This window comes from Nostoc sp. C110, from assembly GCF_043099725.1.
Lineage (GTDB): Bacteria > Cyanobacteriota > Cyanobacteriia > Cyanobacteriales > Nostocaceae > Nostoc > Nostoc muscorum_A.
Window position 1 is genome coordinate 6,632,195 of record NZ_CP171148.1, and the last position, 16,395, is coordinate 6,648,589.

Consider the following 16,395-nt stretch of genomic DNA (forward strand, 5'->3'; position numbering starts at 1 on the left):
AAATTCAACTGTGCTAAATTCCATTTTCTACCTATGGCAGTGGGTGGAAAAGTAAGTCGGGGAAAAAGCGGTTGAATTCAATCAAGATACCTGCTGTGATTGTCAGCCAGATGGTTGCTGCCACAGGTGCTGTGGAAATAAACTTAATCAAATATGATGATTGATCGCCTTTGTCTGCCATGAATTTATTCTCCAAAACGAATGAATTAGTTAAGCTGATTTAGCGTGGGGAAACAGTGATTTCTGAATCTTTGGCTGCTAATTTTCCAGAGAGAAACTCTTGCAGTGCTGCTACTGGCCAAGTAAAACCTGACGCAATTATAGGGAGTGCCAAACCAAGATCGATTTGGATTTCTTTGAGTTCAGTGTCAGATTCCTTTTTGATTGCTTGCAGATAGGTACGACCTACCCAGCCAATCCAACCAGCAATATATAGAAACAGAATGCTGGGGATCAAAAAGTCACCAGCCCGATCTAGGCGACCATCAACAATTAAGTGGGGGTAGCCTTCAGGGCCGCACAGCGCCTGAGAATAACGCTCAAACCGCTTTTTCCCTGATTGGGGATCGGCGGTGGTATTACGGGCATTAGCTGCTAGCTCTTGAAAAGCGGGATTGTCCTTGCAGGGTGTCAAATTAGCCCCTAAAGCTTGTGCTGGGGAGGCAAAATTGAACCAAAGACAAATCGCTAACATCAAAGCAAACAATCGTCGCATAGAGTTGTTTCCTTTTATTACAAAACAAGAAGTTCTTTGTACAAAACGAAGCGGCTTGTACAGCTGTTTATTTGCATAACTAGGAAGTCATCATACTCTTGGGTGGGAACCGAGTAAAGTTTAAGTAAATAAAAGTTAAAGCTTCTCAACCAAAATAGAGTCTGAAGTCTTGAGTGCTGAGTATAAGAATTGTTGTTGTAGGGTAGTAAAGAAGCAAGATTTTCTCTTGATTACTCTGGACTCCAGACTCAGCACTCATTACTTTAAATGACAACCGTTTTAGCAATAGAAACCAGTTGTGATGAAACTGCCGTCGCAATTGTTAACAATCGTAAAGTTTGTAGCAGTATTGTCGCCTCGCAAATTCCAGTCCATCAGCAGTATGGTGGGGTAGTGCCGGAAGTCGCATCTCGCCAGCACTTGGAAACGATAAATGTTGCGATCGCACAAGCCTTAGAACAAGCACAGCTAGACTGGGGACAAATTGACGCAATTGCCGCCACTTGTGCGCCTGGACTCGTAGGAGCGCTCTTGGTGGGGTTAACTGCTGCCAAAACCCTAGCAATGGTACACAACAAGCCATTTTTGGGAGTTCATCACCTCGAAGGTCACATTTATGCAACTTACTTGAGCGAATCAAGTCTAAATCCCCCTTTCTTGAGTTTATTAGTTTCTGGCGGACATACAAGCTTGATTTTCGTCAAAGATTGTGGTAGCTACGAAACACTGGGGCAAACCCGTGATGATGCTGCGGGTGAAGCCTTTGATAAAGTGGCGCGATTATTAAAGCTAGGTTATCCCGGTGGGCCAGTAATTGACAAGTTGGCACAACAAGGAAATCCCCAAGCCTTTCCTCTCCCAGAAGGAAAAGTTTCTTTACCTGGCGGGGGGTTTCATCGTTATGATGCGAGTTTTAGTGGGTTAAAAACGGCTGTATTGCGTTTAGTGCAGCAACTAGAAAAAGATGGTGGACAAGTACCAGTGGCAGATGTAGCAGCTAGCTTTCAGGAGACTGTAGCGCGATCGCTAACCAAAAGAGCGATCGCCTGTGCCCTAGACTATGGTTTAGACACAATTGCCATTGGTGGCGGTGTAGCAGCTAATAGTGGGTTGAGAAAAAACCTCCAAGCTGCCGCCATTAAACATAACCTCCGCGTCCTATTCCCGCCTCTGAAATTCTGTACCGATAACGCCGCTATGATCGGCTGTGCCGCCGCCGATCATCTATCTCATGGTCATACGTCGCCTCTTACATTAGGCGTTGAGTCTAGATTAGCGCTGACCCAAGTGATGAAGTTATATCACCCTCTTGAGTAGTAATTTGTCCTTTGTCCTTTGTCCTTTGCTTAGTTGTAACCACCAATGACTAATGACTAATGACTATCGACCGAATGCGATCGGCCACTTCATCCGGCTGTTCCAACATAGCCAGGTGTCCGCAATTAGGAATTTCCAGAACATTATCACCACAGTATTGGAACAGTCTGTGAAAGCTAGCTAAATGGCGTACATACTTGGGTTCCATAACCTTATCCTCAGCACCAGCCAAAAAATAAACTGGCTGCTTCAGTTGGGATACTAGCTCAGGTAAACGATTGATTTCTTCCTCCGTTGTGGAATCTAACAGAGTTCCTAACGCTGCTTCTGGGTCAGCCACAACGAAATCAATCAGCCTCTGACGTGCCCAATGGCGGTCTAAAGGACGGACTACACTGGCTCTCGTAAACAGCAAATCAATCAAAGGCACTTGGGAGAGCCAACGCGGGCGGACTTGCAAAAATTTCTGACCTGCCGAGCGAAACTGCTCAAAAGCTTCTTTCAGGTAAATACCACCGCCAGCATTAATACAGATAACTCCCTTAACGCACTCAGGCATTTGATCTGCTCCCCAAAGAGCGATCGTACCTCCCAAGGAGTGACCAATTAGCCAAGCACTGTTAATATTCAGCTGTTTTAGGAGAATGGCTAAATCCTGAGCATAAGCAACAGGAGTATAAAGAGAATCGATTGGTGAACCAACCGCACTATTCGAGATGGGCATCAGACTTAGAGACGCTTGTACCCGACTAAAATCGGTTTGTACCGGGGACTGGGATTCACCAAAACCCCGCAAATCATAGGAAAGGCACTGCAAATCATCTGATAGGCGGGAAATCACAGGTTGCCAATATCCACGGCTATTGAGCCAACCGTGGATAAATACTAAAGCGTGGGGGCAGGAAGTGGGAGCCGTTAGCTCGTATGCGTGTGGAACGCCCAAGATTTCGATAGTTGCCATGTTTATATCGTACCCCGAAGGGCGGGTGCGACTAAATACGGAATAGTAAGAGAGACGTGATTAATCTCGTCTGGACAGGAGTTAAGAGTTAGGAATTGTTAATTTTTAATTACGAATTACCTTAGCGTAGCGGGGCGTTCGCTTTTAGCGTCTCGCAGAGAAGCCCATTACGAATTATTTAACTCATAACTCCTCACTTTTCTCATTTCCCCAGCAACCTCTGTCGCACTCCTTCGGCAATTTTGTGACCGAGATATTCAGGAATAAGGCTTTCATTTGGCCCCAATAAGTAGAGAATTAGCCGTGTACGTCCACGCCAAACCAATAAATTGGCATTGACTACCAGCAGGTCTTCCTGCCAGATGGCGTACATCACTTTGTAGAATAATCCTGGTTGATTATCGGCTTCAATCACCAAGGCAGGGAGATGAAAGACTGGATCGACATAGAACTCAGTTTGTACCTGCTCTAAGCCAGTATCAAGATTAAATTCTACAGCCAGCATCTCTTCTACTTCAAACCGACCTCCTAAAGCCTCGCGGATGGCACGACAGACATTTTCTGCGGTTTTCTCGGTCAAGGCTTTACTACCACGAGATACCAACAATTTGATAAAAACTAACATTGGCGGACGGATCTGACCGTATAGACTCAGACCATGAATAGTCAACCCATAAGCTGCTAGTACACCAAAAATATCGCTGAGGAGAAAGGACTGGTTACGGTAAGCAAAATGCAAAGCACTTTTACTACCTTCCGGTTTCAGTTCAATCACAGCGCGTCTAGTTTTATAGAGACGGTAGGCTAGGCGCAAATTTTGCAGTTGAATCTCACTGCTGACGAATTGCTCATAAAACTGGGGAAACGCTCGGTTAAAGCGCTTTAGAAGTTCCAGTGTTGAAGATTTTAAACCAGAAGCCATTGTTAAGGGTAAGACTCGCTTGCTTTCATCACCTGGGGACTAGGGGCTGGATGTTGGGGACTAGGGAAGAATTTTCCCAAATACTCAATCTCTTGTATACAATTCACTCCTAAGCTAACCTGCATTTAAGCTCTATACGAGCAATTATCAGGATTTGGTTTTCCATATTAAATTTTGCATTCTAAGCAGAGACTTCTGACCATCATAACTTCGGTGTCCAATTCCTTTAGCCAACAAGAGGATGAGTGAATAGGGAGTGATTTTGAATTTTGAATTAGTTTATATCCTTACTTTTGGGGAATTTCTCCTAGCCTTTACAACAAAATGCTAAAGTTGAAAATGATTGGTGTGAAACACGCTCTAAATAGCTGTTACCATTGCAAATCCCGAAAACAACCGAAAAATTTTGAGTGTAAGGGGTAGCAAATGGAGGTAGCTATGTTAAACGTGAATCAACACTCCTGAGAGTGGAAACCAATTTAGTTATACTACCCGAACCACGTTGGCATGGGTTTTTGGAAAACTTGGTTTAGTACTCCTGAATCTGTAGCGACAACTAGGACAAACCCTTTTGAAGAACGTGTGGATGCTGCGGGCAACTCCAACCCCAGCAGCATTAGCGAAGCTTCTTCAAAGGAAACTCGCATCGTCTTCAGTACGGAGCGAGATATTGACCTATATGAGCTAGAAGAACTCTGTGATGCAGTTGGTTGGTCGCGTCGTCCTCTAAGAAAAGTGAAAAAAGCTATTGAGCATAGTTTTCTTGTCGCCTCAATGTGGCAGGTGAGAGGAAACCAAAAGCGGCTCATTGGTTTTGCCCGCGCTACCTCAGATCACGCGTTTAATGCCACTATTTGGGATGTCGTGGTTCACCCAGACTTTCAAAGTCAAGGACTGGGTAAAGCACTGATGAAATACGTTCTCAAAAAACTGAGAAGTGAAGAAATTAGTAATGTCACTCTCTTTGCAGATCCCCATGTTGTAGATTTCTACCGGACTATGGGGTTTATGGCTGATCCAGAAGGCATTAAAGGCATGTTCTGGTATCCTCACTAGCGCTCAATCAAAATAAAACCCGATTTGCATAAGAAAATCTATTATTTTGATGTACTTTTGAAAGGTTCAGCCGACAAGGGCGCAAGTATATATCTTGTAGAACTAAGTCGGCAAAAAACCTTTATCGGTGTAAAAATCTAAAATCTAATCTATCTTGTTCTTAGCAAAGGAAAAAAGATTAGGCATAAGCCGTATGATGTGATATAGTGACCTTAATGCTTTTGGTAAAGCGCGATCGCTTTGATGGGAAACTAAAACCAAACTTCCAAAAGTAGATGAGTATAACCGGGATGTAGCGCAGCTTGGTAGCGCGCCTGCTTTGGGAGCAGGATGCCGCAGGTTCAAATCCTGTCATCCCGATTTAAGTGATATGTTTAACAGCTAAAGTAAATTGGAAAAGTTTACATTCTAGGCAATGCAATTAAATTGGACATTTTTACGGATAATAGCAATTTGCCTGTTATAGTGTTGGGTTAAATGTTGAAGCCTAACAAGCAAATTTCATCCTGAAGCAGTAAGATATTCCTGATACTGAGCTTTGTATCGATTTGAGAAGATATTAAAGCAAGCGCGATGGAACGATTGATTAAGTAATAGCGTCACCCGATCTTAGAGAAAGCCGATAGAATGGCATTTATCATATCCAAGGTCGAGAGACTAAGAAACTTTTCACCGTTTGAGAAGACATATAGTAGGCATCTACAGCATTTCGTGGTGAATAGCAAAGCGAAATCGAGAAGAACACAACTTTAGTACTGTCAATTTGTGAAAACGATACTATAGCAACCCTCAATAGCTGGGGAATATTGGATTTTGACCGTTGATGCTTAACACTAAACCTCAACGCGCACAATGAATTTTTCCCAACTGAAATAGATTGCTATATAACTAAAGCTAGTTGGTGCTGTGCAAATCCAACCATTTGTTTAATTTAATTAGATTATTGATGCGAGGAGCAATCATGAAATCATTTATTCGCTTAGGCGCAACATTGGGTATAGCTGGCAGTGTATTTTTAGCGGGACTTTCAGGAATAGGCAATCTACCGGGAATAGGCAATCTAGAGGCAGTAGCGTTGCCACAAGATCAGATAGTGAAAAAGCTCCAAGAAGTACCTGTATTCACCCTTACTAATCCTAAAGGCGAATTTGTAGTTCTTTCGAGGAAAAACAACGCGTCCAAGCCGATCTCACAAGTAGGATTTTTTATTAGCAAGCAAGATGCTCAAAAATTCCTTGATAATCGGCTCAAAAAAGAAAATCCCCAATTGGCAAGCACTTTACAGGTGAGACCTTTATCCCTGGCAGACTACTATAAAATAGTCCAAGAAAGCAAAAAGAAATCAGACTCTGTAATTTATACTTTAGTGCCAACGCAAGCACAGGTAGCTTCAGCAACAAGTATGCTGAATCAAAATGGTAAAAAAGGGGAGCAATTCAATGGGATTCCCTTATTTGTACCCAAATTTAAGAAAGATAATAGCTATTTGACCATTCCCCTGGCAAAAGGCAACGAGCGATTCATCCCATTTTTCTTTGAAAAAGAGCAAGCAGTGGCTCTATTAGACCAATTCAAAAAAGCCGTGCCGAAGGAAGCAGAGAACACTGAAATTCAGGTAGTGGATTTGTACGGTGTTATGGAGGCTCTTAACAGCAGCACCGATCCTAGTATCAATAAAATTGTTCTGTATCCATCACGGGAGTCCATCAATTTTATTCGCTCACTTGCGCCGAATCAATCTCCAGCTGCTGCGCCCGCTCCGAAAAAATAACGGTTATGTACTCCAAGGTTGAGGCATGGGGGAGAAGCATCTGATAGTTTCTGGTTTACAACTTTGGCAGTGGCGAAATGCAGCCCTTGAAGCAGCGATCGCCACTGATGTCCCAACAATGGAGGTAGATTGGCTACTCTTAGAAGTTGCTGGGTTAGACCGCTTGGCACTGCGTTTGGAGTCTTTTAAAAACTGGCCGCAAATTCAGCTGCAATTACCTCTAGAAAAGTTAGACCAGCTATGGCAGAGGCGATTAAACGATCGCTTACCAGTGCAGTATATTGCCGGAGTGACACCTTGGCGTAACTTTCAAATCGCGGTGTCAAGTGCCGTTTTGATTCCCAGACCAGAGACAGAGAGCTTAATTGATTTAGCTTTAGCAGCAGCTAGCGGTGTCTCAGGACATTGGGCAGATTTAGGTACTGGCAGTGGAGCGATCGCCATCGGATTAGCAGATGTCTTGCCAACAGCAACAATTCATGCAGTTGATTACAGTTTAGAAGCTCTAGCGATCGCCAGAACCAACGCTGCTAATTTGGGTTTTGCTGACCGGATTAAATTTTATCAAGGTTCTTGGTGGGAGCCACTAGCATTTCTCAAAGGTCAGTTTAGTGGTATGGTGTCGAATCCTCCTTACATACCCACCAGCACCTTAGCTACATTGCAACCAGAAGTAGTTAACCATGAACCACATCTAGCTTTGGATGGTGGCGGTGATGGCTTAGATTGCATTCGCCATTTGATAGAAATTTCTCCCAGTTATTTACAATCTGGCGGTGTATGGTTAATTGAGATGATGGCAGGACAGGCGGATGTAGTGCGAGAACTTTTGCAAAATCAAGGTAGCTATTGTAAGATTCAAATTCACGCTGATTTAGCTGGAATTGAACGCTTTGCCCTTGCCTACAAAAGTTAGGAAATAGGGTATGGGGGTATGGAGCATGGGGCATAGCACATAGGGAAAATGCTCCATGCTCTATACCTGTAACCATAAAAATGACACAAGTTTCTTTAACAAATCTAATAGCTGGCGCACAGGCTGGTCTTTTGGTAAGTTTTCCTACTGATACTGTTCCTGCACTTGCAGCGATACCAGAAAAAGCCGGGTTAATTTTTGCGGCGAAGCAACGCAGTCAAGACAAACCTTTAATTTTGATGGCTGCTAATGCTGAAGATTTGTGGCTCTATGTTAAAGGTAGTGAAAACGAATATAAAGTTTGGCACGAACTAGTTGAGAAACATTGGCCAGGAGGGCTGACATTAGTTTTGCCAGCAAGTGAACGATTGCCAAAAGTCATGAACCCTGTTGATCCAACGACAATTGGTATTCGAGTCCCGAACAGTGCGATCGCTCGAACTATTTTGGCGCAAACAGGCCCCCTTGCTACCACTAGCGCTAATTTTTCTGGTCAGCCACCTTTGCAAACGATGGCAGAAATTGAGACTCAGTTTCCCCAGGTTTTGACTCTAACAACAACAGAATGTCAGGGTGAAACAGCAGCAATGGGTATACCTTCCACCGTTGCTAAATGGACAGGCATAAATTGGCAGATTTTACGACAAGGTGCGATAAAGTTAGACATTTCGAGTGATAAATAGATATAGGTAGTTATAATGTTGTTTTCCTGATTTTCACAACAGAGAAATCTGGAACTTTAGTCTGCGCTGTTGTGGTCAATTAACAAGTTAATAATTGCCAAATTATGAATTGGAGCAACTGGATATATCTAGGAGCAGGACTCGCACTAGGTATGATTTTCTATCGGTTATTTGTGCTATGGCTACGCCCGCCGCAGGCATCAGCAAATGTTTTATCTAGCTCATCTCTAATAGCGCCATTAGATCAAGAAGAGATGCCACCAATATCACAACAGCTACAGCAAACGCAGCTGGCATACTTTATGGCAAGGGAAATGAGCCAGTTTAAAGCTGGTTTTTTGGCACGAACTACCCATGAATTGCGATCGCCTCTCAATGGTTTGATTGGCTTGCATCAATTAATTTTGTCAGATTTATGTGAAGATCCGGCTGAAGAAAGAGAATTTATTAGCCAAGCTCACGAACGAACGCTGAAGCTACTCAAGCTGATAGATGAAATTCTCACCGTTGCGAGAACGGAACACGGTACTAATAAATTAGATATTCAGCCCCGACCGTTAGCCCAAATTTTGGAAGAGGTTCATAAATTAACTTATATGCTGGCGGCTAATCGCAATTTTCCTTTGCAATTGTTACCCGCCGATCCAGAAATTTATGTTTTAGCAGATTATCTCTGGCTCCGCCAAATATTGATCAGTTTAATAGACACTGCCATTACTCAAATGGAGGAAGGCAGTATTTGTATTTCTAGCAATATCTTACCTACAAATAATTTTGTAACCATTTGGCTGGATGTTCCAACTCATGCTATACCCTCAAGCGAGCCGATTGATTTGCTCAAATCTGATGAGCAGCAGATCCAAATTGATCAAAAGGCTGCTCTTTCCCCAGGAATGAGACTATTAATCAATCAGACTTTAGTGGAAGTTATGGGAGGAAAGTTAGAAATCCTGCCTTCAACCATTGCCAAGGAACCACATCAGGAGATTACCAGACTACAAATCTCTATCCCCCTAGTGATTCCTGAAGCTGAACTTCTGTAGCAGAAACAAAAACACGGTTAGCTAGATTGTGTAGCACCATTGTAGTGGTGGTGTTGGTTTGAAAACCCATCTTTTCGTAGAAGCCCTGCTGGTGAGTAGTCATCAGATAAACGCGCTCAACCCACCTCATGCGGGGATGACACAAAACGGTTTCTACTAACTTGCTTCCCAACCCACTACTTTGATACTCTGGATGAATGACAACATCCCAAATTGTGGCGCGATATATGCCATCAGATGTTGCTCTAGCAAAACCAATGAGTCGATCGCTATCCGAGACATAAATTACTGGTTCACTATTGGCAATAGCTATACCTAAATCTTCAATACTGCGTCCCTTTGCCCAGAAAGCTGAAACGTTTAACAGTTCTTGGAGTTGGTAAAGGTCAATTTCAGATTTGCGTTCGCTAAATTGAATCTGAGACTCGTTCATTTATGGCATCCACTTTTGGCAATACTTTGTATATTTAAGTCATATTTTGCTAAAAATTGCTGTACGTGTATATGTATATGCAACGAAAAAGAAAAATTAATGACAAACCCACTTCCACAGAGGATGACTTGGCCCCTGTTGACGTATCCGATAAACTTGTTTTTCTAAACGTTGTTTTTCTGGCTTTGGGAGTCCAAATAAGATATTTCGACTTTGCCAAACTAAAACAGCAGCAGTCATCCCAATACAAAAGGCTAAACCGAGGGTAGACAGTGGATGGTAGAAGAGTCCATATCGCACTGCTACCCAGGTAAAATATTGTTGCCACAGAGAAATTTCTGAACGTAGACCCCACAAGCTAACAGGCGCAATGGTGAGCCACAAACAGCCGACAAACAGCCATCTACCGTATAATGTCAGCTTGTGTAGCCTTTGCACTTGTTGAATAAAGGATGCGTCAGAGTTCTCAAATTCTGGATTAGGGATTAATGGTTCTTCAGGTTGATCCATAGAAGAATAAAATTCCAAAGCACGAGTGAGCAATTTAAAATGCTTTCAGTAAGTTGGTGCAATTAAAGCTAACTGGCAAGGGCTGTCATTTGTCTTTTGTCCTTTGTCATTAGTAATGACTTTAAGCCTGTTTACGTTTCATAACATAAATTTGCCTTCTTTCTACCAACTTACTTAACCCAATTGTGAAATGCACACAAGTTTAACTATCCTGAGAACTGGCGGATGTATCAATCGGCTCTACGCTTTCTAACACTTGGGATTGATCCCTTTCTCGCCACCAAGTAAGGAGAGTACTGGCGATGAAAATACTTGAATAAGCTCCCATCGTGAACCCAATAATCAAAGCTAGAGCAAAATATCTCAGTGTTTCTCCACCAAATAGAAAGATGGAAGTTAATGTCAGCAACACGGTTAAGGTCGTGTTGATTGATCTTGTCAGAGTTTGGTTAACCGCATCATCGACAATTTCGGCAATTGGGTGTTCAGGATTGATTTTAATGGTTTCCCGAATGCGATCGTAAATCACCACTGTGTCGTTGACTGAGAAACCTGTGATGGTAAGTAAGGCGACGATAAAAAGGCTATCTACTTCGATACCCGCTACCAAACCCAAAAGTGAAAAAGCCCCAACTGTGATCAAGATATCGTGAAATAGGGCAACGATCGCAAACACAGCATAATCTAACTGGAAGCGGAAGCTCATATAGATAGTAATACCGATGAAGGAAACTATCAGAGCTAATATCCCAGACCTCAACAGTTCTTTTCCCAGCGTAGGACCAACAGAGTCAATTTGATTTTTTTGCGGATCAAAAACCCCAATTTCTTCGCTTAAAGCATTTTGCAACTTGGTGCGCTGATCGACAGTCAAATCTTTTGTGCGAATTAGTACACCATTTTCTGCACCATTTTCTGAGATAAGTTGGATGCTGCTATCAGCTAGTCCCTGCGCTTTTGCTACTTCCCGGACAGCATTGATATCAATTGGTTTGTCACAATTGCCTGCTTTGGTGCAATCTCGGACAAACTGTAACCTTGTACCACCGATAAAATCTAAACCGGGGCGTAAGGGTGCGTGAATATTGGGTTGTTGCCAAGAAATCACCATTGAGATGATACCGGCAAGAATAATCACAACAGAAATAGTCCACCAAAGCGATCGCGATTTGTTAATACTCAGTTTCATGGAGTCACCTCTGCCTTATTCGATGTTGGCAGGTTTGGACAGAAAAGTTCTGTCTTCCGCAAGGAGGGAATTGAAATTGCCAAAAACAGCAATGTCCGACTACAAGTAATTGCGGTAAACATACTCACAGCCACCCCCAAAGCTAAGGTAAGAGCAAAACCTTTGACTAAACCAGACCCCAGCCAAAACAGGGCAGCACAAGCAATCCATGTAGTGACGTTGCTATCTAAAATACTAGAAAATGCTCGGTAAAAACCAGATTCTACAGAACGATACAGAGATTTACCTGCTCGTAATTCTTCCCGTGTCCGTTCAAAAATTAGGACATTGGCATCAACCGCCATCCCAATACTGAGGATAAAACCAGCAATTCCCGGCAAAGTTAGGGTAACACCCAATAAAGCAAAGGTTGACCAAGTTAAGAGGGAATAGATCACTAGTGACACATCCGCTATCAATCCTGGTAGTCGATAGTAAACCACCATGAATATTAATACTAAAGTCAGACCACCAACTCCAGCATAAATACTGCTTTGAATACTATCTTTACCTAATGTTGCCCCTACTGTCCGCCTTTCTGCGATTTCTACTGGTACGGGTAATGCGCCACCACGTAGCTGTACGCCTAAATTATTAGCTTCTTGTGCGGTAAACCGTCCTGTAATTACGGCAGAGCCACCAGTAATACCTGCGGCGGCAAATTCTATACCTACACTAGGAGCGCTGATCAGTTCATTGTCTAGAAAAACACCAATACTCCGCCCAGTACCGGCAAGATTCTTCGTCAAATTGGCAAACAGTTCACCACCCTTTTGGTCGAAGCGAATGGTAACGTGCCAGTTGTTACCTTGAGTGGGTTCACCATAAGCATCCTTGAGGTATTTGCCACCTAGTGGTGGATTAGTACTTTCAAACAATTCTGCGATCGCTTGATTACTTTTTTGTAAATCTTCTTGATTCTTAGCTATTGCTACTTTATCAGTACTCTTTCTCAACTCTTCTTGCTTGACTTTCAATTCGGCTCTAGATGTTTGGAAAGCACGCAGTGGGATTTCTGTATTTGGCTTTTGGGTACGAAATTCTAACTGCGCCGTCCCCCCTAACACCCGTTCGGCTTGCTCTGGATCGTTAACCCCTGGTAGTTGCACCAATATTTTATCTGCACCGACTGTTTGGATCAGTGGCTCAGAAACACCCAGACCATTAATCCGGCCTTCGACAACTTTCTTCACACCTTCCAATTCTCGTTCGGTGATTTTGGGAATTTCTGCTGATGGTTTCACCTGAATTGTTAGCTGTGAACCTCCCCGCAAGTCCAGTCCCAGGGGTATCGGAATTGTCGCAATCACCGTAAAAGCGGCGATTATCAGGACTAAAATCAAAATTATTAGCGATCGCTGTCTTTGCATACCATAACTCGCAACTGACAAACGCTATAATAGCGCTCTTTTGAGGAGTTATGAATGGGAAATAGGGAGTGGGAAGTTGGGAGTGGGAAGTCGTAGTTGAATTTCTTCCCCATTCCCTACTCCCTAAGTTATGAATGGGAAGTCAGAAGTAGTAGTTGAATCTCTTCTCTATTCCCTTAAACCCGTAACGCCACCATTTTTTCCACAGCTTCTACGATTTGCTCTGGTTGGATGATTGTTAGTCGTTCCAGATTGCCGTTGTAAGGCGTGGGGATATCTTGAGAAGAAAGCCGCAGTACTGGCGCATCTAATTCATCAAATAAGCGATCGTTTATTGAGGCGATGACTTCTGCTCCGATACCCGCAGTTCGCATTGATTCTTCCACAACAATTACTTTATGGGTTTTCCTTACTGATGCCCCAATGGTATCAAAATCCAATGGTTTGAGGGATATTAAATCGATAACTTCTGGATCGTAACCTTGTTTTTCAAGTGTTTTTACTGCTTGCAGCACATGATGCCGCATCCGAGAATAAGTGATAATTGTGACATCCTTTCCTTGGCGCACAACTTCGGCTTTATCTAAGGGTAGTAAATATTCTTCTTCTGGTAAATCTTCTTTCAAGTTGTAAAGCAAAACGTGTTCAAAGAACAACACAGGGTTATCATCGCGGATAGCCGATTTTAGTAGTCCTTTAGCGTTTCTTGGTGTCGAGCAGGCAACAATCTTCAAGCCTGGCACAGCTTGGAAGTAAGTTTCTAATCGTTGGGAATGTTCTGCACCTAGCTGCCTTCCTACACCACCAGGACCACGAATTACCATCGGAATTTTAAAGTTACCGCCGGAAGTATAGCGTAGCATTCCAGCGTTGTTGGATATTTGGTTGAAGGCGAGCAATAAAAAGCCCATATTCATGCCTTCGATGATGGGACGTAAGCCAGTCATGGCTGCCCCTACTGCCATACCAGTGAAGCTATTTTCAGCGATGGGGGTGTCTAGAATGCGGAGTTCGCCATATTTTTGGTACAGGTCTTTGGTAACTTTGTAGGAACCGCCGTAGTGTCCTACGTCTTCACCGAGAACGAATACGCTGGAGTCACGGGCCATTTCTTCATCAATGGCTTCGCGTAAGGCGTTGAAGAATAGTGTTTCTGCCATTTAGACCTTTTAGTACGATTATGGTTTTAGAATTTTATCGTGCTGCTGTCGCAAATACGGTGAGCGATCGCACTAGTTAGAGATTGGGTTTTTTAAATAAACGGCCCCTAGCATAGAGCGAGTGATTGCCATAACTATATCAAAGCTATTTAATTTAGATTTTAGAGGTTTTATGAGCGATCGCCTCTCACTCTGGCAAATCTGTTGATTTATTTATGTAATAAAACTTAGAGTAAATGTATAAAATACATTAAAAGCTTCCTGATTGAAAAATACCAATTTAACGTCAGGTTTTTTAGAAGATAAGTATCATCGGCAAAATCCACCATCAAATTAACTAAAAGATGTCAATAGAATTTTAGAAATTTTAGCTAGTGGTATCTGCGGAAAAAACTATAATCAAGTAGCGATTGCATCCCCATAACACTTGCTTGAAAAGTGAATTTGCATAGCCTTAACCCGCCGCAGGCATCGCAAAAGCCATAAATAAAGAGTCTCACGCCTAAACACTAAAACCCAACTCTGCGTCTTTGCGCCTCTGCGTGAGATTTTCTCAATTATTACTATTCAATCGCACACCTTACTTTAACCATCGCGCCGCATCTTTGGCATGGTAGGTCAAAATCAAGTCTGCACCAGCCCGTTTAAACCCAGTTAAAGTTTCCATAACCACGCGCTCTTCATCAATCCAACCATTGAGAGCCGCAGCTTTCACCATCGCATACTCACCAGAAACATTGTAAGCCGCAACTGGTAAGTTACTCGCTTCTTTCACGCGCCAGATAATATCCATGTATGCCAAGGCTGGCTTAACCATGAGCATATCAGCACCTTCGGCGATATCCAATTCAATCTCTTTAATTGCTTCGCGGGCGTTACCAGGGTCCATTTGGTAAGTTCTTCTGTCGCCAAATTGCGGTGTTGAGTCTGCGGCATCGCGAAATGGGCCATAATAACCCGAAGCATACTTAGCAGCATAAGACAAAATCGGCGTGTCTTGAAATCCTGCTTCATCCAAACCCTGACGAATTGCTTGCACAAACCCATCCATCATCCCTGAAGGCGCGATGATATCGGCACCGGCTTTGGCTTGAGAAACTGCTGTTTTCTTCAACAATTCCAAAGTTGGGTCATTTAAAACTCTTCCTGTTAAATCACCAACTTGTAGATAACCACAATGACCGTGGCTAGTGTACTCACACAAACAAGTATCAGCAATTACAATCAAATCTGGCACTGCTGCTTTTACCGCCGTCGCTGCTTTTTGGACGATACCGCAATCATGCCAAGCACCAGTTGCATCTACATCTTTATCAGCCGGAATACCAAATAAAATAATAGAAGGAATTCCTAAGTCGTAAACTTCTTTTGCTTCTTCAACGATTTTATCTACCGAAAGTTGGTAGACTCCGGGCATGGATTTCACCTCATTAGCGATTCCCTCACCTGGTACAGCAAATAATGGGTAAATTAAATCGCTTGTTGTTAAAACAGTTTCACGAACCATCCGGCGCAGTTGAGGATGGGTACGCAGACGACGGGGGCGGTGTGTAGGAAACATAAAATTTTATGAAGAAAAACAACGCAAATGGACACAAAATAAAGCGTCACAAAAGCAGGCTAAAATTTTCCTGCCGTCAGACAGACTACAAACAGTGCTTAACTGTCCTTTGCCCTACTCTTAATCAAGTTGTGGGGCAATTTTGTATTCTACAGCTTGGTTGCACCTATCCAACGGACTGGGAAAAAAACGACATAATAAGCAATTCAAAATTCAAAATCGTCAGACCTTCTGTTGGCAAAATCCTGGCGATTGGTTGTGTGCAAATTCAAGGCACAACAGCTTAATAAAAATAACTAACAATTCCCAATGCCCAATGATAATTTCTTCTAAAGAAATCGGAAAATGTAGGGATAACGGAAGGGTATATCAGGATTGCTGAAAACTCCGATGAGCGCCCAAATTGTTAATCCCCAGTGTAATAGATATCCCAGACCAGCTAGTGGCCCAAGTAATAATAGAGGTAAGACTAACCAACCGAATAGAAAAAACAGCGCTCCCAGAATTGCACCATAAAACCAGACATTAAAGTGGAAATTGATGGATTCTTTGGCGTTTTCTTTAACAACAGGATCGTCAGATACAAGCAGTATGGCGATAGGTACACCGACAGATACCAATGTTGTGCTGAAAAAAATGGCTCCATGCGACAAGGCTGATAGAAGCTTTCGCTTGTCTGTGTCGTACATTGCTTTCTCCTCTTTAGTTAGATTGTTGGTTATACTACGACCCTATCACGAGCATCGTTG

General features: G+C 42.9%; 18 protein-coding genes and 1 tRNA gene. 8 read left to right on the plus strand and 11 right to left on the minus strand.

Annotated elements, in window-relative coordinates:
• Positions 1-31: 31 nt before the first annotated feature.
• Both psaJ and ACFFRD_RS33550 read right to left on the minus strand, forming a co-directional pair.
• Positions 32-181 carry a photosystem I reaction center subunit IX gene (psaJ, locus tag ACFFRD_RS33545; protein WP_012410218.1) on the minus strand — a complete coding sequence of 50 codons (150 nt, stop codon included), beginning with the start codon at positions 179-181 and terminating at the stop codon, positions 32-34.
• Positions 182-220: 39 nt separating this feature from the next.
• On the minus strand, positions 221-715 hold the full coding sequence (locus ACFFRD_RS33550; RefSeq protein WP_114081157.1) for a Photosystem I reaction center subunit III: 495 nt from the start codon (positions 713-715) through the stop codon (positions 221-223).
• Between the two features lie 267 nt (positions 716-982).
• On the opposite strand from ACFFRD_RS33550, the gene tsaD reads away from it, so the two are divergent.
• Entirely contained in the window at positions 983-2,032 is a 1,050-nt protein-coding gene (gene tsaD / locus ACFFRD_RS33555; protein WP_190961398.1) for a tRNA (adenosine(37)-N6)-threonylcarbamoyltransferase complex transferase subunit TsaD, read from the plus strand.
• A gap of 49 nt (positions 2,033-2,081) precedes the next feature.
• Here the strand turns inward: tsaD and ACFFRD_RS33560 are convergent, their stop codons facing one another.
• Together ACFFRD_RS33560 and ACFFRD_RS33565 are read right to left on the minus strand one after the other, a co-directional pair.
• A complete protein-coding gene (locus ACFFRD_RS33560; RefSeq protein ID WP_392480155.1) occupies positions 2,082-2,993 on the minus strand; it encodes an alpha/beta fold hydrolase in 912 nt (303 codons plus the stop codon).
• A gap of 202 nt (positions 2,994-3,195) precedes the next feature.
• Complete coding sequence (locus tag ACFFRD_RS33565; RefSeq protein ID WP_012410214.1) at positions 3,196-3,915, minus strand: hypothetical protein; 720 nt, start codon at positions 3,913-3,915, stop codon at positions 3,196-3,198.
• 507 nt (positions 3,916-4,422) lie between these two features.
• Here ACFFRD_RS33565 and ACFFRD_RS33570 point away from each other — a divergent pair.
• The 6 genes from ACFFRD_RS33570 (at position 4,423) to ACFFRD_RS33595 (ending at position 9,384) form a co-directional block, all read left to right on the plus strand.
• Complete coding sequence (locus ACFFRD_RS33570) at positions 4,423-4,971, plus strand: GNAT family N-acetyltransferase (protein ID WP_114081160.1); 549 nt, start codon at positions 4,423-4,425, stop codon at positions 4,969-4,971.
• 286 nt (positions 4,972-5,257) lie between these two features.
• Positions 5,258-5,331 (plus strand) — tRNA-Pro (locus ACFFRD_RS33575).
• 601 nt (positions 5,332-5,932) lie between these two features.
• The gene (locus ACFFRD_RS33580; protein ID WP_163929244.1) at positions 5,933-6,742 is read left to right on the plus strand and encodes a Tic22 family protein; all 810 of its coding nucleotides are present in this window, start codon (positions 5,933-5,935) and stop codon (positions 6,740-6,742) included.
• A gap of 25 nt (positions 6,743-6,767) precedes the next feature.
• Positions 6,768-7,658: a peptide chain release factor N(5)-glutamine methyltransferase gene (prmC, locus tag ACFFRD_RS33585; protein WP_392480158.1), complete on the plus strand. Its 891-nt coding sequence runs from the start codon at positions 6,768-6,770 to the stop codon at positions 7,656-7,658.
• An 80-nt stretch (positions 7,659-7,738) separates the two neighbouring features.
• Complete coding sequence (locus ACFFRD_RS33590; protein WP_392480160.1) at positions 7,739-8,341, plus strand: L-threonylcarbamoyladenylate synthase; 603 nt, start codon at positions 7,739-7,741, stop codon at positions 8,339-8,341.
• A 104-nt stretch (positions 8,342-8,445) separates the two neighbouring features.
• On the plus strand, positions 8,446-9,384 hold the full coding sequence (locus tag ACFFRD_RS33595; protein WP_392480162.1) for a sensor histidine kinase: 939 nt from the start codon (positions 8,446-8,448) through the stop codon (positions 9,382-9,384).
• On the opposite strand, the gene ACFFRD_RS33600 is transcribed toward ACFFRD_RS33595, so the two are convergent.
• The 6 genes from ACFFRD_RS33600 to hemB form a co-directional block, all read right to left on the minus strand.
• On the minus strand, positions 9,347-9,817 hold the full coding sequence (locus ACFFRD_RS33600; RefSeq protein WP_392480164.1) for a GNAT family N-acetyltransferase: 471 nt from the start codon (positions 9,815-9,817) through the stop codon (positions 9,347-9,349). The two genes, ACFFRD_RS33595 and ACFFRD_RS33600, sit on opposite strands and share 38 nt — an antisense overlap.
• Positions 9,818-9,913: 96 nt before the next feature.
• Positions 9,914-10,327, minus strand: a complete 414-nt coding sequence (locus tag ACFFRD_RS33605) for a hypothetical protein (RefSeq protein ID WP_392480166.1) — start codon at positions 10,325-10,327, stop codon at positions 9,914-9,916.
• A gap of 202 nt (positions 10,328-10,529) precedes the next feature.
• A complete protein-coding gene (gene secF / locus ACFFRD_RS33610) occupies positions 10,530-11,516 on the minus strand; it encodes a protein translocase subunit SecF (RefSeq protein ID WP_392480167.1) in 987 nt (328 codons plus the stop codon).
• Positions 11,513-12,925, minus strand: a complete 1,413-nt coding sequence (secD, locus tag ACFFRD_RS33615; protein ID WP_392483234.1) for a protein translocase subunit SecD — start codon at positions 12,923-12,925, stop codon at positions 11,513-11,515. The genes secF and secD overlap by 4 nt, the downstream gene beginning before the upstream one ends.
• A gap of 176 nt (positions 12,926-13,101) precedes the next feature.
• Positions 13,102-14,085, minus strand: coding sequence for an alpha-ketoacid dehydrogenase subunit beta (locus ACFFRD_RS33620; RefSeq protein WP_012410204.1), 984 nt, complete (start codon positions 14,083-14,085; stop codon positions 13,102-13,104).
• Between the two features lie 580 nt (positions 14,086-14,665).
• Complete coding sequence (hemB, locus tag ACFFRD_RS33625) at positions 14,666-15,646, minus strand: porphobilinogen synthase (protein WP_179074055.1); 981 nt, start codon at positions 15,644-15,646, stop codon at positions 14,666-14,668.
• A gap of 8 nt (positions 15,647-15,654) precedes the next feature.
• Between hemB and ACFFRD_RS33630 the strand changes: the two genes are divergently transcribed.
• Positions 15,655-15,933: a hypothetical protein gene (locus ACFFRD_RS33630; protein ID WP_041565515.1), complete on the plus strand. Its 279-nt coding sequence runs from the start codon at positions 15,655-15,657 to the stop codon at positions 15,931-15,933.
• Positions 15,934-15,975: 42 nt separating this feature from the next.
• Here ACFFRD_RS33630 and ACFFRD_RS33635 read toward each other — a convergent pair whose 3' ends face one another.
• Positions 15,976-16,335, minus strand: a complete 360-nt coding sequence (locus ACFFRD_RS33635) for a DUF4870 domain-containing protein (protein ID WP_012410202.1) — start codon at positions 16,333-16,335, stop codon at positions 15,976-15,978.
• Between the last annotated feature and the right edge of the window lie 60 nt (positions 16,336-16,395).

Bases quoted from the DNA above. Each gene is read 5' to 3' on its own strand.
- psaJ (WP_012410218.1), bottom strand. From the start codon at position 181: ATGGCAGACAAAGGCGATCAATCATCATATTTGATTAAGTTTATTTCC.
- ACFFRD_RS33550 (WP_114081157.1), bottom strand. From the start codon at position 715: ATGCGACGATTGTTTGCTTTGATGTTAGCGATTTGTCTTTGGTTCAAT.
- tsaD (WP_190961398.1), top strand. From the start codon at position 983: ATGACAACCGTTTTAGCAATAGAAACCAGTTGTGATGAAACTGCCGTC.
- ACFFRD_RS33560 (WP_392480155.1), bottom strand. From the start codon at position 2,993: ATGGCAACTATCGAAATCTTGGGCGTTCCACACGCATACGAGCTAACG.
- ACFFRD_RS33565 (WP_012410214.1), bottom strand. From the start codon at position 3,915: ATGGCTTCTGGTTTAAAATCTTCAACACTGGAACTTCTAAAGCGCTTT.
- ACFFRD_RS33570 (WP_114081160.1), top strand. From the start codon at position 4,423: ATGGGTTTTTGGAAAACTTGGTTTAGTACTCCTGAATCTGTAGCGACA.
- ACFFRD_RS33580 (WP_163929244.1), top strand. From the start codon at position 5,933: ATGAAATCATTTATTCGCTTAGGCGCAACATTGGGTATAGCTGGCAGT.
- prmC (WP_392480158.1), top strand. From the start codon at position 6,768: ATGGGGGAGAAGCATCTGATAGTTTCTGGTTTACAACTTTGGCAGTGG.
- ACFFRD_RS33590 (WP_392480160.1), top strand. From the start codon at position 7,739: ATGACACAAGTTTCTTTAACAAATCTAATAGCTGGCGCACAGGCTGGT.
- ACFFRD_RS33595 (WP_392480162.1), top strand. From the start codon at position 8,446: ATGAATTGGAGCAACTGGATATATCTAGGAGCAGGACTCGCACTAGGT.
- ACFFRD_RS33600 (WP_392480164.1), bottom strand. From the start codon at position 9,817: ATGAACGAGTCTCAGATTCAATTTAGCGAACGCAAATCTGAAATTGAC.
- ACFFRD_RS33605 (WP_392480166.1), bottom strand. From the start codon at position 10,327: ATGGATCAACCTGAAGAACCATTAATCCCTAATCCAGAATTTGAGAAC.
- secF (WP_392480167.1), bottom strand. From the start codon at position 11,516: ATGAAACTGAGTATTAACAAATCGCGATCGCTTTGGTGGACTATTTCT.
- secD (WP_392483234.1), bottom strand. From the start codon at position 12,925: ATGCAAAGACAGCGATCGCTAATAATTTTGATTTTAGTCCTGATAATC.
- ACFFRD_RS33620 (WP_012410204.1), bottom strand. From the start codon at position 14,085: ATGGCAGAAACACTATTCTTCAACGCCTTACGCGAAGCCATTGATGAA.
- hemB (WP_179074055.1), bottom strand. From the start codon at position 15,646: ATGTTTCCTACACACCGCCCCCGTCGTCTGCGTACCCATCCTCAACTG.
- ACFFRD_RS33630 (WP_041565515.1), top strand. From the start codon at position 15,655: ATGAAGAAAAACAACGCAAATGGACACAAAATAAAGCGTCACAAAAGC.
- ACFFRD_RS33635 (WP_012410202.1), bottom strand. From the start codon at position 16,335: ATGTACGACACAGACAAGCGAAAGCTTCTATCAGCCTTGTCGCATGGA.